General features: G+C 69.9%; 12 protein-coding genes. 4 read left to right on the top strand and 8 right to left on the bottom strand.

Translation table 11 applies throughout. The annotated features are described in order from the left end of the window. The 3 genes from KIP79_RS18880 to KIP79_RS18870 all read left to right on the top strand — a co-directional run bounded on the left by KIP79_RS18880 (position 1) and on the right by KIP79_RS18870 (position 2,960). Positions 1 to 645: a maleylpyruvate isomerase family mycothiol-dependent enzyme gene (locus tag KIP79_RS18880; protein WP_214106160.1), complete on the top strand. Its 645-nt coding sequence runs from the start codon at positions 1 to 3 to the stop codon at positions 643 to 645. Positions 646 to 657: 12 nt separating this feature from the next. Then, positions 658 to 1,905 (top strand): FAD-dependent oxidoreductase, encoded by a 1,248-nt coding sequence (locus KIP79_RS18875; protein ID WP_214106159.1) that lies wholly within the window; start codon positions 658 to 660, stop codon positions 1,903 to 1,905. A 170-nt stretch (positions 1,906 to 2,075) separates the two neighbouring features. After that, positions 2,076 to 2,960: an alpha/beta hydrolase gene (locus KIP79_RS18870; protein ID WP_214106158.1), complete on the top strand. Its 885-nt coding sequence runs from the start codon at positions 2,076 to 2,078 to the stop codon at positions 2,958 to 2,960. A gap of 410 nt (positions 2,961 to 3,370) precedes the next feature. On the opposite strand, the gene KIP79_RS18865 is transcribed toward KIP79_RS18870, so the two are convergent. The 8 genes from KIP79_RS18865 to KIP79_RS18830 all read right to left on the bottom strand — a co-directional run bounded on the left by KIP79_RS18865 (position 3,371) and on the right by KIP79_RS18830 (position 13,020). Next, positions 3,371 to 3,598: a LuxR C-terminal-related transcriptional regulator gene (locus tag KIP79_RS18865; protein WP_214106157.1), complete on the bottom strand. Its 228-nt coding sequence runs from the start codon at positions 3,596 to 3,598 to the stop codon at positions 3,371 to 3,373. 37 nt (positions 3,599 to 3,635) lie between these two features. Then, positions 3,636 to 5,093, bottom strand: a complete 1,458-nt coding sequence (locus tag KIP79_RS18860) for a rhamnulokinase (protein ID WP_214106156.1) — start codon at positions 5,091 to 5,093, stop codon at positions 3,636 to 3,638. After that, positions 5,090 to 7,120, bottom strand: a complete 2,031-nt coding sequence (locus KIP79_RS18855; protein ID WP_250213455.1) for a bifunctional aldolase/short-chain dehydrogenase — start codon at positions 7,118 to 7,120, stop codon at positions 5,090 to 5,092. Before KIP79_RS18855 ends, KIP79_RS18860 begins: the two co-directional genes overlap by 4 nt. Continuing rightward, positions 7,120 to 8,301: an L-rhamnose isomerase gene (rhaI, locus tag KIP79_RS18850; RefSeq protein ID WP_214106154.1), complete on the bottom strand. Its 1,182-nt coding sequence runs from the start codon at positions 8,299 to 8,301 to the stop codon at positions 7,120 to 7,122. The genes KIP79_RS18855 and rhaI overlap by 1 nt, the downstream gene beginning before the upstream one ends. A gap of 86 nt (positions 8,302 to 8,387) precedes the next feature. After that, positions 8,388 to 9,419: a rhamnose ABC transporter substrate-binding protein gene (rhaS, locus tag KIP79_RS18845; protein WP_250213454.1), complete on the bottom strand. Its 1,032-nt coding sequence runs from the start codon at positions 9,417 to 9,419 to the stop codon at positions 8,388 to 8,390. Between the two features lie 67 nt (positions 9,420 to 9,486). After that, positions 9,487 to 10,500, bottom strand: coding sequence for an ABC transporter permease (locus KIP79_RS18840; protein WP_214106152.1), 1,014 nt, complete (start codon positions 10,498 to 10,500; stop codon positions 9,487 to 9,489). After that, positions 10,493 to 11,524 (bottom strand): ABC transporter permease, encoded by a 1,032-nt coding sequence (locus KIP79_RS18835; RefSeq protein ID WP_214106151.1) that lies wholly within the window; start codon positions 11,522 to 11,524, stop codon positions 10,493 to 10,495. Before KIP79_RS18835 ends, KIP79_RS18840 begins: the two co-directional genes overlap by 8 nt. Further along, positions 11,521 to 13,020, bottom strand: coding sequence for a sugar ABC transporter ATP-binding protein (locus KIP79_RS18830; protein WP_214106150.1), 1,500 nt, complete (start codon positions 13,018 to 13,020; stop codon positions 11,521 to 11,523). Before KIP79_RS18830 ends, KIP79_RS18835 begins: the two co-directional genes overlap by 4 nt. Positions 13,021 to 13,270: 250 nt before the next feature. On the opposite strand from KIP79_RS18830, the gene KIP79_RS18825 reads away from it, so the two are divergent. Beyond that, the gene (locus KIP79_RS18825) at positions 13,271 to 14,314 is read left to right on the top strand and encodes a LacI family DNA-binding transcriptional regulator (RefSeq protein WP_214106149.1); all 1,044 of its coding nucleotides are present in this window, start codon (positions 13,271 to 13,273) and stop codon (positions 14,312 to 14,314) included. Positions 14,315 to 14,420: the final 106 nt, after the last annotated feature.

Here is a 14,420-nt window from a genome sequence, read left to right as displayed (position 1 = left end):
ATGACGACATCGACGCGCACGTTCGCCGACGCTCGGCGTTGGATGGCCGTAGGGAGCGAGCTCTTCCTCGACGCGGTCACCGGCCTCGGGGAGAGCGGCTTCGGTGCCGACAGCGGTCTCCCGGGGTGGACCCGCAAGCACCTCGCCGCCCATGTCGCGGGGAACGCCGACGCGTTGGGACATCTCGTGCATTGGGCGGCCACCGGCGTCGAGACGCCGATGTACGCCTCGCCCGAGGAGCGCGCGCACGGCATCGAGAGGGGCGCTACCATGCCGGCTGCGGCACTCGACTCGTGGCTGCATCGCTCCGCCGAGACCCTCGCCGAGGCGATGGACCGTCTCACCCCCGAGCAGTGGCAGCACCCGGTCGTCACCGCCCAGGGGCGGACGGTGCCGGCCACCGAGATTCCTTGGCTGCGAGCGCGCGAGGTGAACGTGCACGCCGTCGATCTGGCCACCGGCATCACCTTCGCCGACCTGTCGAGCGACTTCTGCGAGGCGCTGGTCACCGACATCGTGGCCAAGCGTGGCATGGCGACGTTGCCGCCCGAGGTCGTCGACGCGCCGCTCGCCGAGGTGACGGCCTGGCTGGCCGGCCGGCCGCACTCCCTCAGCGCCGCTCCGATGCTCGGTCCCTGGATCTGACGGGAGAAGGACATGAGCAGCACCCCCGACGTCATCGTCGTCGGCGGCGGCATCGGCGGCCTCTTCGCGGCCTACGCCCTGAGCCGCGAGGGCCTGACGGTGCGCCTGATCGAACGGGCACCGGAGTTCGGCGAGGTCGGTGCCGGTCTCCAGATCGCCCCGAACTGCACCCGCATCCTTCATGAGTACGGCCTGCTCGAGGAGGTCATCGGCCTCGGAGTCGTCCCGGACGACATGATCATGTTCGACGGCCTCGACGGCACCGAGCTGACCCGCCTGGACCTGCGGGACCTGGAGAGGCGCTACGGCTTTCCCTACCTCGTCATCCACCGCTCCGACCTGCACGCCACCTTCCTGCGTGCGTGCCGGCGCGCCGGCGTCGAGCTGGTGAACAACGCGACCGCCACGTCCTACGAGCAAGGCGAGGGCGAGGCCACCGTGATCCTCGAGGACGGCTGCCGGCACACCGCACCGCTGATCATCGCGGCGGAAGGCATCAGCTCCCCCGCCCGCTTCCAGTACGTCGGCGACCACCCGGTCAGCTCCGGGTATGTCGCCTACCGCGGCGCGATCCCGATCGACGATGCCCGCGAGAACAACATCCACGAGAAGGCCGTCGTCGTCCACCTCGGCAACAACTGCCACTTCGTGCAGTACGCCCTGCGCGGCGGCGAGATGTTCAACCAGGTCGCCGTCTTCGAGTCACCCAAGGCGCTGGCCGGCGAGGAGGACTGGGGCACGCCGGACGAGCTCGACGCCGCCTTCGCCGACACCACCGGGGACGTCCAGAACGGCCTGAGGTTCATGTGGCGCGACCGTTGGTGGCGGATGTTCGACCGCGAGTCGATACCGGACTGGATCTTCGGCCGCGTCACCCTTCTCGGCGACGCGGCACACGCCCCTCTGCAGTACATCGCCCAGGGCGCGATCATGGCCATCGAGGATGGCTGGGTGCTCGCCAAACACGCCGCGGCACACCGGCTCGCCGACGGCTCGGTCGACTGGGAGCCGGCGCTCGCGGCGTACAACGCGGTGCGCACCCAGCACACCGCCCGCGTCCTGGCGACCTCGCGGGAGTGGGGCGTCCTGTGGCACCACGTCGGCGTCAAGCGCGAGCAGCGCAACGCGGTCCTCAGAGCCCGCGACACCTACGACTACTCCTTCGTCGACTGGCTCTACGGGCCGACCGCCCTCGCGCCCGAGGAGGAGGCGCCGATGTTCACCCCGATTCCGCTAGCGCCGTCCGACAGCTCGGCGTGACCTTGCGGAACAGTGTGTCGCTCGTTACATTGCCGAAACAACATCTCGTATTACGAACGCATCCTTTCTCGCGCAGTCTCCACCATCGATCAGAACGGATATATGCGATGACCACGAGCTCCACTGCGTTCTCACATACGGTGTCCTCCGAAGGCCCCTCCCGAGGCAGGGTGTTCGCCGGATTCCACAACCTGGGAAGCGTTACGCCGGCCAGCCCGGCCACGCCCCTCGTGGTCGCGATCCACGGCGGCGGCTATCACTCCACCTTCTTCGACCTGCCCGGCTACTCGCTCCTCGAGCGGGCTGCGGCTTCGAACATCCCCTTCATCGCTGTCGACAGGCCGAACTACGGCAACAGTGACCAGCTCGCGGTGGACGGCTCGATCTTCGATGCCAACGCGCAGGCTCTCGATGACCTCATCGGCGAGCTGTGGGCGGCCCACGGCGAAGGAACCGCCGGCGTCTTCCTCATCGGCCACTCCATCGGCGCCGCGCTCTCCCTGCTCATCGCATCCCATGCCCCGACCTGGCCCTTGCTGGGCGTGGCGATGTCGGGCTGCTTGCTTCAGGAGCCGCCTGGGACTGCCGAGCGATGGGCGTCCCTTCCGATGAAGTGGCTTCCCTGCGACGGAGACATGCGCTTCCAGCTCATGTTCGGTCCCGCTGGCAGCTACGGCGACGACATGCCGGCCGCGGAGGCCGCATTCCACGGAGAGACGCCCGTCCTGGTGCAGGAGCTCATCGAGATCTCGGACGGGTGGGAGGAGCGCTTCCGCGCGGCGGCACCGTCGATCACCGTTCCCGTACATGTGCGTCATGCACAGTACGACGCCTTGTGGATCTCCGATGAGGAGCAGGTGCAGCAGTTCGCCGACGCGCTCACGAACGCGCCCCTGGTGGACGCCGCCGTGTGGCCGGGGACCGGCCACGACATCGACTACCACACGAGCGGAGCCGCATTCCAAGCCGAGCAGCTGGCCTTCGCCCTCCGCGCCGCCGGTCTGCCTGATGCACCGCTCAGCCAGGTCGGCGCCGAGCAGGGAGCGCAGGCATGAGCAGCAACCAGGCCACCTTGACCACACCAGCAGCACGGTTCGACCACCACGACACTGCCTTGAGCTCGTCAGAGGTACGGCGTGCGTACACCGACATGCGTGAGACCTGTCCGGTGTTCTTGTCTCCGGATCTTCATCATCCGGCACTCAAGGTGTCCACACTTCGGGGGAACCCCCCAGGTCAACCGCGAAAGCCTGTGTCAGTAAGGTGGCAATGTTGCCAATGAGTGTCAGCTGGCAACAGCCATGCGGGTGATCTATATCGTGATCTTGTCTGCAGAGGCCGCCCGGCGATCAGAGTGATCGATGATGAGCGCTATGACCAGCGCACTGACAGCTGATGGCGAATCGGGACTGACAGTTTCATGGCAATTCGCAGCTGGACAGCGGCCTCGAGTCGGAGGTCTCGTTCAGAGCAAGCCACGTTGGGCGGCCCAGCAGACGGCGGAGATGGGGGCGGGTACGCCGAGGCGTTCGCAGATCGCACGGCTCTTGCGGCGTACCGTGCGTTCGGAGACATCCATCTCGCGCGCCACCGAGTCGATCGGAAGCCCTCGTGCCAGCAGGCTGAGCAGCGTGATGTCCTCCTTGCTCAGTGGCCAGGCTTCGCCGCTCTTGTGCGATGTTGCACGGAGCATCTGTTCCTCCGGGAGGGGTCGGTTCTTCCGCCTCGCTTCACGTACCGGTCCGGACCGCCGCCTCACTCCAGGCCACGCTGTCCCCGCTGGGCTCGTAGCGGCGGACGGGCTGCGTCGCGCGTACCAAGGCTCGCAGGTCCGCCAGCTCGGCGCCGGTGGCGCCGAGGGCGCGGGCCTGGACCAGGACGTTGCCCAGTGCGGTCGCCTCCTGCGGGCCGGCCTCGACGGGAAGCCCGCAGGCGTCCGCGGTGAGCTGGCACAACAGGTCGTTGCGTGCCCCGCCTCCGACGATGTGGATGACGTCGACGTGCCGTCCGGAGAGCCGCTGGGCGTCCTGGACGGCGGCGCGGTGCGCGATCGCGAGACTGTCGAGGATGCACCGCACGGTCTCGGCCGGGCCGTCCGGGGGCCGCTGCCCCAGCCGACGGCAGGCGGCGGCGATCCGCCCGGGCATGTCACCCGGTGGCAGGAACACGGGGTCGTCGGGGTCGATCACCGCCTGGAGCGCCGGTACCCGTGCCGCTTCGCGGAGGAGATCGTCCAGATCGACGTCGAGACCGTCGGCCCGCCACCGGCGCAGGCTCTCCTGAAGCAGCCACAGGCCCATGACGTTACGCAGGTAGCGGATCGTGCCGTCGACACCGGCCTCGTTGGTGAAGTTGGCCCTGCGGCTGTCCTCGGTGAGCACGGGGTGATCGAGCTCGACCCCGGCCAGCGACCAGGTTCCGCACGAGATGTAGGCGAAGTGCCGGCCGCGGGCGGGAACGCCCACCACCGCTGAGGCGGTGTCGTGCGAGCCCACGGCGATCACCGGGACCGGGCCCAGGCCGGTCTCCCCCGCCACTTGCGCCGTCAGCGGGCCGATCACCGCGCCGGGTTCCCGTAAGGGCGCGAACACCTCGGGCCGGATGCCCAATCGGCCGGCCAGGTCGCCCGCCCAGCCCCCGGTACGCACGTCGAGCAGCTGTGTCGTTGACGCGTTCGTCCGCTCGCAGCCGATCTCGCCGGTCAGCCAGTACGCGATCAGGTCCGGGATCAACAGCAGCGTGCGCGCGGCGGCGGACTGCGCGCTGTCGCGGGCCGCTACCAGCTGGAACAACGTGTTGAAGGGCAACAGCTGCAGGCCTGTCACGGCGTACAGGTCGGTGGGCGGCACGTCCCGCAGGACCTTCTCCATGACGCCGTCGGTACGCCCGTCGCGGTAGTGCACCGGATTCCCGAGCAGCCGCCCGTCGGCATCGAGCAGCCCGTAGTCCACCGCCCAGGAGTCGATGCCGATCGAGCCGACGGGTCCCGCCTCGCGCAGGCCGTCCAGGATGCCCCGGTAAAGACCCAGCACGTCCCAGTGCAGTGTGCCGCTCACCCGCACCGGCACATTCGCGAATCGGGCGACCTCGGTCACGTCCAGGATGCCCGGCCCGACCCGAGCCGCCATGACCCGGCCGCTGGACGCGCCGAGGTCGACCGCGGCGACGGTCGCCTCCCGCGTGCTCATCGCAGGAACGCCGCTGCCACGCCGGCGTCCACCGGCACATGCAGCCCCGTCGTGTGCGACAGGTCGGAGCCCGCCAGCACGAAGACCGCCGCGGCGACGTGCTCGGGGAGCACCTCGCGCTTGAGCAGGGTCCGCTGGGCGTAGTACTCGCCGAGCTTCTCCTCGGGGACGCCGTAGACGGCCGCTCGCTGCGCGCCCCAGCCCGCGGCGAAGATGCCCGACCCCCGTACGACACCGTCGGGATTGACGCCGTTGACGCGGATACGATGTTCGCCCAGTTCCGCGGCGAGCAGCCGTACCTGGTGCGCCTGGTCGGCCTTGGCCGCCCCGTAGGCGAGGTTGTTCGGCCCGGCGAAGACGGCGTTCTTGCTGGCGATGTAGATGATGTCGCCGCCCATCCCCTGGTCGATCATGATCCGGGCGGCCTCGCGGGACACCAGGAAGGAGCCGCGGGCCATCACGTCGTGCTGCAGGTCCCAGTCGGCGAGCGAGGTGTCCAGCAGCGGCTTGGACACCGACAGGCCGGCGTTGTTGACCACGAGATCGATTCCGCCGAACGCCAGCGCGGCCGTGCGCAGGGCCGCGCGCACCTGCTCCTCGTCGGTGACGTCGGTGGTGACGGCGACGGCCACGTCTGCGGAGCCGAGCTCCGCGGCGACGCGGGTGGCGGCGGCCTCGTCACGGTCGGCGACCACGACGCAGGCGCCTTCGGCCGCCAGCCGCAGGGCGATGGCCCGCCCGATGCCGGAGCCGCCGCCGGTGACCAGCGCGACGCGGGTGGCCAGTGGTTTCGGCTTGGGCATGCGCGCCAGCTTGGCTTCCTCCAGCGCCCAGTATTCGATACCGAACTTCTCCGACTCGGGGATGGGGGCGTACCGGGACACGGCCTCCGCGCCGCGCATCACGTTGATGGCGTTGACGTAGAACTCGCCGGCCACCCGGGCGGTCTGCTTGTCCCGGCCGAAGCTGAACATGCCGACTCCGGGCACGAGGACGATCGCGGGGTCGGCGCCCCGCATCGGCGGCGAGCTGGGGGTGGCGTGCCGGTGGTAGTAGGCCGCGTACTCCTCGCGGTAGGCCGCGTGCAGTTCCTTCAGCCGGGTCACGGTCTGGTCCAGGTCCGCGGTGGGCGGCAGGTCCAGGACCATGGGGCGGACCTTCGTCCGCAGGAAATGGTCGGGGCAGGAGGTGCCCGACGCCGCCAGGCGTGGGTGTTCCGCGCGGGCCAGGAAGTCCAGCACGACGTCGGCGTCGGTGAAATGCCCGATCTGGGGCCGGTCGGTGGAGGCCAGGCCGCGGAGCACGGGCGCGAGGGCCGCGGCACGACGGCGCCGCTCGTCCGATGGCAGCGGAGTCAGGCCGGGCACGATGGCGCCGAACGGTTCGGGCCGGCCGCGCTCGTCGATGAACGCCTGCGCGGTACGGATGATCTCCAGCGAACGGGCTTCGCACTCCTGGCCGGTGTCCCCCCAGGCGGTGATGCCGTGCCCGCCGAGGATGACGCCGATTGCCCGCGGCTGAGCCCGGCGGACTGCGGCGATGTCCAGGCCCAGCTGGAAACCGGGCCGCCGCCACGGCACCCAGGCGACCCGGTCGCCGAAGCATTCCTTGGTCAGGGCCTCCCCGTCGGCGGCGGTGGCGAGGGCGATGCCGGCGTCCGGATGCAGGTGGTCGACGTGGCCGGCCTCGACCAGGCCGTGCATCGCCGTGTCGATGGAGGGCGCCGCGCCGCCCCGGCCGTACAGGCAGTGGTCGAACAGGGCGACCATCTCGTCCTCGCGGTCGGCGCCGGGGTAGACGCCGGTCAGGGCGCGTATCCGGTCCAGGCGGAGCGTGGCCAGCCCGGCCTCGGTCAGCGTGCCGAGGTCGCCGCCGGAGCCCTTGACCCACAGCAGCGGGATGGCCTCGCCGGTGACCGGGTCGATCGTCTCGCCCTTGGCCGAGGTGTTGCCGCCGGCGTAGTTGGTGTTCCGCGGGTCGGCGCCCAGGCGGCGCGACCGGGCGATCAGATCCTCTACGGCGGACATCAGGCCCCCCATCCCGCGGCCTGGCCCTCGGCCCGCTCCTGGCGTACCCGCTCAAAGTAGCCCGAGCGCCGGTAGGCGGCGATCGGGTCCGGGTCGAGGCCCATGTCCTCGCGCAGCTCGCGAAGCAGCGGCCGTACGTCGGTGTTGTAGGCGTCCATGAGTACGGCGTTGGCGTCCAGCACGTCCCCGTTGTCCTGGGCGGCGCGCAACGCGTCGTGGTCGACCAGGAGCGCCTTGGCGGTGGCCTCCTGAACGTTCATCACCGACCGGATGACCGCGGGGATCTTCGGCTCGATGTTGTGGCACTGGTCGAGCATGAACGCGATCCCGGCCCGGGGGTCCAGCGCGCCGGCCTGGACGATCTCGTGCATGATGCGGAACAGCTGGAAGGGATCGGCCGAGCCGACCATGAGGTCGTCGTCGGCGTAGAAGCGCGAGTTGAAGTCGAACCCGCCCAGCTTCCCCGCCCGCAGCAGTACTGCCACGATGAACTCGATGTTGGTGCCGGGCGCGTGATGGCCGGTGTCGATGACGACCTGGGCGCGCTCGCCCAGCTGAACGCAGTGCAGGTAGGCGGTTCCCCAGTCGGGCACGTCCGTCATGTAGAAGGCGGGCTCGAACAACTTGTACTCCAGCAGCATCCGCTGGTCGCCACCGAGCCGGTCGTAGGCCTCGCCGAGCGCGACGGCGAGCCGGTCCTGCCGGGTCCGCACGTCATCCTGCCCGGGATAGTTCGTACCGTCGGAGAACCACAGTTTGAGATCCCGCGACCCCGTCTGGTCCATGATGTCGACGCATTCCAGCAGGTGGTCGATGGCCTTGCGGCGCACCCCCGGGTCGGGGTTGGTCACGCTGCCCAGCTTGTAGTCGTCGTCTTGGAAGACGTTGGCGTTGATGGTCCCCAGCGCGATCCCCTGGCCGGCGGCGGCCGTCGCCAGGTCGGCGTAGTCGTCCACCTTGTCCCACGGGATGTGCAGCGCCACGGTGGGCGCCACCCCGGTGAATCGGTGCACGGTCGCCGCGTCGGCGATCTTCTCGTACGGGTTGCGGGGAACGCCTTCCTGGGGGAACACCTTGAACCGAGTCCCCGAGTTGCCGTACGCCCAGGACGCGGTCTCCACGCGCTGCCCCCGCAGGGCTTGCTTGATGCGCGACCGGGTCTGCGGGGCGAGCTGATTCATTGTCTGTTCTCCCAGCTGATCATTCAGAGTGAACGCTTGGGCAGGGCGTGCGGCAGTTCCGGCACCGCACGCCCTGCGGCCGCGGGTCAGAAGTTGAGCTCGTCGATGTTGTCGGCGTTGAAGACGAACGGCTCGCCGAGCAGGACGGTGGCGCCTGCGCCGACGGTGAACTCGCCCAACTTGCCGGCGGTGAACTTGTCACCCTCCTTGCCGGTGATCAGGTTCGAGGCGAGGGCGCCACCGGCATAGGCGGCCAGGTAGCCGAGGTCGGCCGGGTTCCACAGGGCGAACGACTTGACGGTGCCGTCCTTGACGTAGGCGCGCATCTGGTTCGGCGTGCCCAGGCCGGTCAGCTGGACCTTGCCCTTGTACTCCGAGCCGGACAGGTAACGGCCGGCCGCCGCGACACCGACCGTGGTGGGCGAGATGATGCCCTTGAGATCGGGGTGCTTGGCCATCAGGCCCTGCGCCTCCTGGAAGGACTTCTGGTCGTCGTCGTCACCGTAGACGGTGTCGACGAGCTTGAGCTTGGCGTACTCCGGCTTGGCCAGCTCGGTCTTCATCATCTCGATCCAGGCGTTCTGGTTGGTCGCGTTGGCGGTCGCCGACAGGATCGCGATCTCGCCGCCGTCCGGGCCGATCGCCTCGGAGATGAGCTTGACCTGGACTTTCGCGATGCCCTCCGAGGTCGCCTGATTGATGAACAGGTCGCGGCAGGACGGATCGGTGTCGCTGTCGAAGGTGACCACCTTGGCGCCCGCCTGGCGTGCTTCGTTGAGCGCCCCGCAGATGGCGTTCTGGTCGTTGGCGGAGACCACGATGACGTCCGTGCCCTGCTGCGAGAGCGTGTTGATGTAGCTGACCTGCGCCGAAGGGCTGGCCTCCGACGGGCCGGTCTCGCTGTAGACGCCCTTGAACTCCTCCACCGCGGCCTTGCCGCCGTTGTCGGAGGTGGTGAAGTAGGGGTTGTTGACCTGCTTGGGCAGGAACGCGACCTTGAGGCCGCTCTTGATGCCGCCGCCGGAGGCGGCGGCGCTGGGGCCGGAACCGGTGCCGGTGCCGGAGGTGTCCTCGGCGCACGCGGCGGTGGTGAAGGCCAGCGCCGCTATGGTCGTCATCGCGAGAAGGCGGACGCGTGCTCTCATTTCTGGGGGGTTCCTTTCATCGATGGCCGCATGAGGCGGCTCAGGTGGAGGCCGAGGGGGTCGGGGTGGCCGGTCGCCGTCGGCGTAGCCGCTCGCGGAGCATGCCGACGACGTTGGGGCCGACCACGGAGGCGATCAGCAGCGAGCCGGTGATGATCGTGAGGGTGTTGGCCGGTACGTAGGCCAGTTGCAGCGCGTTGCGCAGGACGCCGAGCAGGGCCACCGCGGCGATCACCCCCAGCAGTCCGCCCCGGCCGCCGAAGATGGAGACGCCGCCGAGCAGTACGGCCGCCACGACGGCGAGTTCGAGCCCGCTGCCGTTGTCGGCCCGGGCGCTGGCGAACCGCAGCGTCCAGAAGACACCGGCCAGCGCCGACATCGCTCCGGTCGCCGCGAACAGCCAGAACTTGGTACGCACGACGGAGATGCCGGCGAACCGGGCCGCCTCGGCGTTGTTGCCCATCGCGTACAGGCCCCGGCCGATGGGGGTGGCGTGCAGCAGGACCCCGAAGGCGACGGCCAGGACGGCGACGACGAGGATCATCCACGGGATGGTGGTGCCGGGGATCGGGGCGATGGCCGAGTTCGTCCACTCCGCCGGATAGTCGGCCACGGCCCGGTCGCCGAGCACGACGTAGGCGAGGCCGCGGTAGAGCGCGAGGGTGCCGATCGTCACCGCCAGGGACGGCAGGCCGAACCCCGTGACGAACAGGCCGTTGACCGCGCCGAGCACGGCGCCCAGCAACAGGCACAGCGCGATGATGAGCGGCAGCGACGAGACGCCCCACACCCACAGCTGGCCCATGACGGTGCAGGTGAGGCCGAGCACGCTGGCGACCGACAGGTCGATCTCGCCGGTGATGACGACCAGCGTCATGGGCAGCGCGATCAACGCGATCGGGATGGCCTCCAGGGTCACGAACCGCCAGAACCGGGGGCTGGCGACGCCGTCGATGGTGAGCGCGCCGACAACGGCCACGGCCACCACCGCGATCAGCACGATCGCGTCCCACGAGCCGAGTGCGGACCGCACCCGCACGGCAGGCTCAGACATGAGTGTTCCTTCCTCGCAAGCTGCGCCCGAGCCGAGCGGCCAGTGCGCGGTCCAGCCCGATGGCGGCCAGGATCAGTGCCCCGACCGCGGCCCGCTGCCAGAACGGGTTGACGCCCAGCGTCGGCAGTGCGGCGCCGATGGTCGTCAGCAGGACGGCGCCGAGCGCGGCCCCGTAGACCGATCCGCTGCCGCCGAAGATCGCCACGCCGCCGACGACGACCGCGGCGACCACGTTGAGTTCCAGGCCGGTTCCGGCGTTGGCGTCGAGGGTGCCGAAGCGGGCCGCGTACAGGACGCCGGCCAGACCGGCCAGGGCGCCGCTGGCGACGAACGCGGCGAACACTCGCCGCCCCACCGGGATGCCCAGCAGACGGGCCGCGGCGGGATCGGAACCGATCGCGTAGAGTTCGCGGCCACTGCGGTAGGACCGCAGGTAGTAGCCGACGACCAGCAGCACCGCGACGGCGAACAGGGTCAGCACCGGAACGCCCAGCACGGTGGCCGTGCCCATGCCCAGGAACCCGGGTGGCATGTCGGCGGCGTTGATCTGCCGGCTGGTGGCCCACATGTAGTCGACACCGCGGAACACGTACAGCGTGCCGAGGGTCACCACGAGGGCCGGCACGCGGGCGGCGGCGATCAGGCCGCCGTTGATCGCTCCGCAGGCCGCGCCGAGCACCGTTCCGATGAGGATCACCAAGGGGATCGGCAGGCCCGGAGCGGCGACGAAGAGGCTGCCGGTGGCGAAGGCCGACAGGCCGAGGACGGATCCGACCGACAGATCGACATTGCGGGTGATGATCACAATGGCCTGGCCGACGGCCAGGATGGCCAGAATCGTCGAGCCGAGGAGCAGGTCCTTGACGCTCTGGGCGCCGAGAAAGCGGGGGTTGGTGGCGGCCGTGATCCCGATCAGCAGTGCCAGGGCGAGCAGGATGCCCATCTCGCGTACCACGAAGGCGCGCCGCGCGAGGCGGGCCCCACCGCCGACACGGGCGGCGGGCGGTGTCTTGAGCATCGTCATGACCGGCCTCCCTGACCCGTCGCCGCCAACATGACCGATTCCTCGTCGGCGCGGTCTCGGGGGATGTCGGCGGCCAGGCGGCCCTCGTGCATCACCAGGACGCGATCGGCCATGCCGAGCACCTCGGGGAGTTCGCTGGAGACCATCAGCACCGCGACACCGTCGCCGGCCAGCCGGGACAGCAACCGGTGCACCTCTGACTTGGTGCCCACATCGATGCCCCGGGTGGGCTCATCCACGATCAGCACGCGCGGGTGCGTCGCCAGCCACTTGGCGAGCACGACCTTCTGCTGGTTGCCGCCTGACAGCGTGGACACGGCGTCACTCAGCCGGGCCGCCTTGACCTGCAGCCGTTCGGCCCAGGTGCCGGCGGCGCGGCGCTCGGCGCCGCCGAACAACAACCCCATCCGGGTCAGCGCCCACCGCCGCGGCAGGGTCGCATTGCGTTCCACCGACAACTCCATGACCAGCCCTTGCTGCCGGCGGTCCTCCGGCACCAGCGCAAGTCCCGCCTCGATGGCGGCGGCGGTGTCGCCGCGCGGCAGCCGCTTGCCGTCCACGCACACCTGACCGGCGTCGTAGGGGTCCACCCCGAAGATCGCCCGGCTGACCTCGCTGCGGCCGGCGCCGACCAGCCCGGCCAGGGCGACGATCTCGCCGCCGCGCACCGTGAAGCTGACGTCGGCGAAGCTCCCGTGGCGGGTCAGCCCGCGTACTTCAAGCCGGGGCTCGCCCACCGTGGCGGGCTCCTTCGGGAACAGCGAGGTGACCTCCCTGCCGACCATGCGGCGCACCACCTCGTCCACCGAGAGATCCGCGGCCGGGTCGGTGGAGACCCAGCGGCCGTCCCGCATGACGGTGACGCGCTGACAGAGCGCGAAGACCTCATCGAAGCGGTGGGAGATGAACAGCACGGCGGTGCCGGAGTCGCGCAGCGAGCGGGCCACGGTGAACAGCCGCTCGACCTCGACGCCGGACAGGGCGGCGGTCGGCTCGTCCATCACCAGCACCCGGGCGTCGAGCGAGAGCGCCTTGGCGATCTCGACGATCTGCTGGTCGGCGATGGACAGGCCACGGGCCGGCCGGTCCGGATCCAGGGGTACGCCCAGCCGTTCACACAACTCGATCGCGCGTGCGCGCATCTCGGCGGAGGCGATGCGTCGCAGGCTGCGCAGCGGCTGGCGTCCCATGAAGATGTTCTCGGCCACCGACAGATCTGGGAACAGCGTGGGTTCCTGGTAGATGACCGCGATACCGGCGGCCCGGGCATCGGCGGGGTTGCCAAGGGTCACCGGCCGCCCGTCCAGGGTGAGCGTGCCCTGGTCCGGGGCGTGCACTCCCGCAAGGATCTTGACGAGGGTGGACTTACCGGCGCCGTTCTCGCCGACCAGCGCGTGCGCCTCGCCGCTGTACAGTTCCAGGCGCACGTCGCGCAGCGCCGCGACGGCGCCGAAGGACTTGCTTACGCCGCTGAGGGCGAGCAGCGGTGTGGCCACCTGAGCAACCCCATTTCAGACACCTGTCTAATGAAACGTTTCAATGACTCCGTTGTGGCGATAATAGGAGGCGAGTTCGCCATCTTCAACGGTTTCCGCGGAGTTACGGATTCGTTACATTCATTCGGCGATGCGTAGCCGCGCCGTAGGGAGGGTGCATTCGGTTGACACGTTTCAGTCACGCGACGACGACCAGACGCGTCCGAACGGACCGCCGCCTGGCACCATCTCCGGGAGTCACTGAGCCGGCATGACGACGACCACGAGCATCAAGGAGGTCGCCCGGCGCGCGGGCGTCTCACTGGGTACCGTCAGCAACGTCCTCAACCAACCCGAACGGGTGGCCGAGGCCACCCGGAAACGGGTCCTGGACGCGATCGCCGAACTCGGCTACGTGCGCAACGACTCAGCTCGGCAGTTGCGCGCCGGCAGCAGCCGTCAGATCGCCATCGTCGTGCTCGACGTGGCCAACCCCTTCTTCACCGATGTCGTGCGGGGAGCCGAGAGCGCGGCCGAGGAGCACGGGGTCATGGTCGTGGTCTGCAACAGTGGTGAGGACGCCGACCGCGAGCACCGGCACCTGGACCTGCTGGAGGAGCAACGCGTCCGCGGCGTGCTCATCACGCCGGTGGACGACACCCGCAACTCACGCCTGGAGAAGCTGATCGACCGCGGCACACCGGTGGTGCTGGTCGACCGCGGCTCCGGGTGGCACAACCGCTGCTCGGTCGCCGTCAACGACGTGCTCGGCGGCCGCCTGGCCGGCGAGCATCTGCGTGCCCAGGGCCACCGCGAGATCGCTTTCGTGGGCGGGCCCATGACGATCCAGCAGGTCGCCGACCGGCACGAGGGAATCAAGCTGGCCCTCGGCGAGGCGGCCGACCTGGTCGTGGTCAGCACGCCCAACCTCACCGTCGCCTCGGGTCGCCAGGCCGCCGGGCAGATCGCCGGCATGCCCCCCGCCGAGCGGCCGACCGCCGCCTTCTGCGCCAACGATCTGCTCGCCCTGGGCGTGTTACAGGAGATGACCCAGCGCGGCGTGAAGGTGCCGCAGGACTTCGCGATCGTCGGCTACGACGACATCGAGTTCGCCGCGGCGGCGGCCGTGCCGCTGTCCTCGGTACGGCAACCGCGCGAGCAACTCGGCCGTACCGCCACCCAGCTGCTGCTGGAGGAGATCGAGTCCGACGGCGGGCACGAGCACCGGCACGTGGTCTTCCAGCCCGAGCTGGTGGTACGGGCGTCCAGCAGCCGCCCGGCCCGGCGCCGTTCCCGGACCTCCTCGGCCGGGTGAGCGCGGGCCCCGCATCGAGTCACGGCCGGCGATCCGATCGTCGGCCTCTGCCCTGTTCAAACGGAAACGGCCTGGTCGGCTGACCGATATGGCCGATTTCGGTCAA

The sequence above is a fragment of the Acrocarpospora catenulata genome, assembly GCF_018476525.1.
GTDB lineage: Bacteria > Actinomycetota > Actinomycetes > Streptosporangiales > Streptosporangiaceae > Acrocarpospora > Acrocarpospora catenulata.
This window is presented reverse-complemented; position numbering and strand designations above follow the sequence as displayed.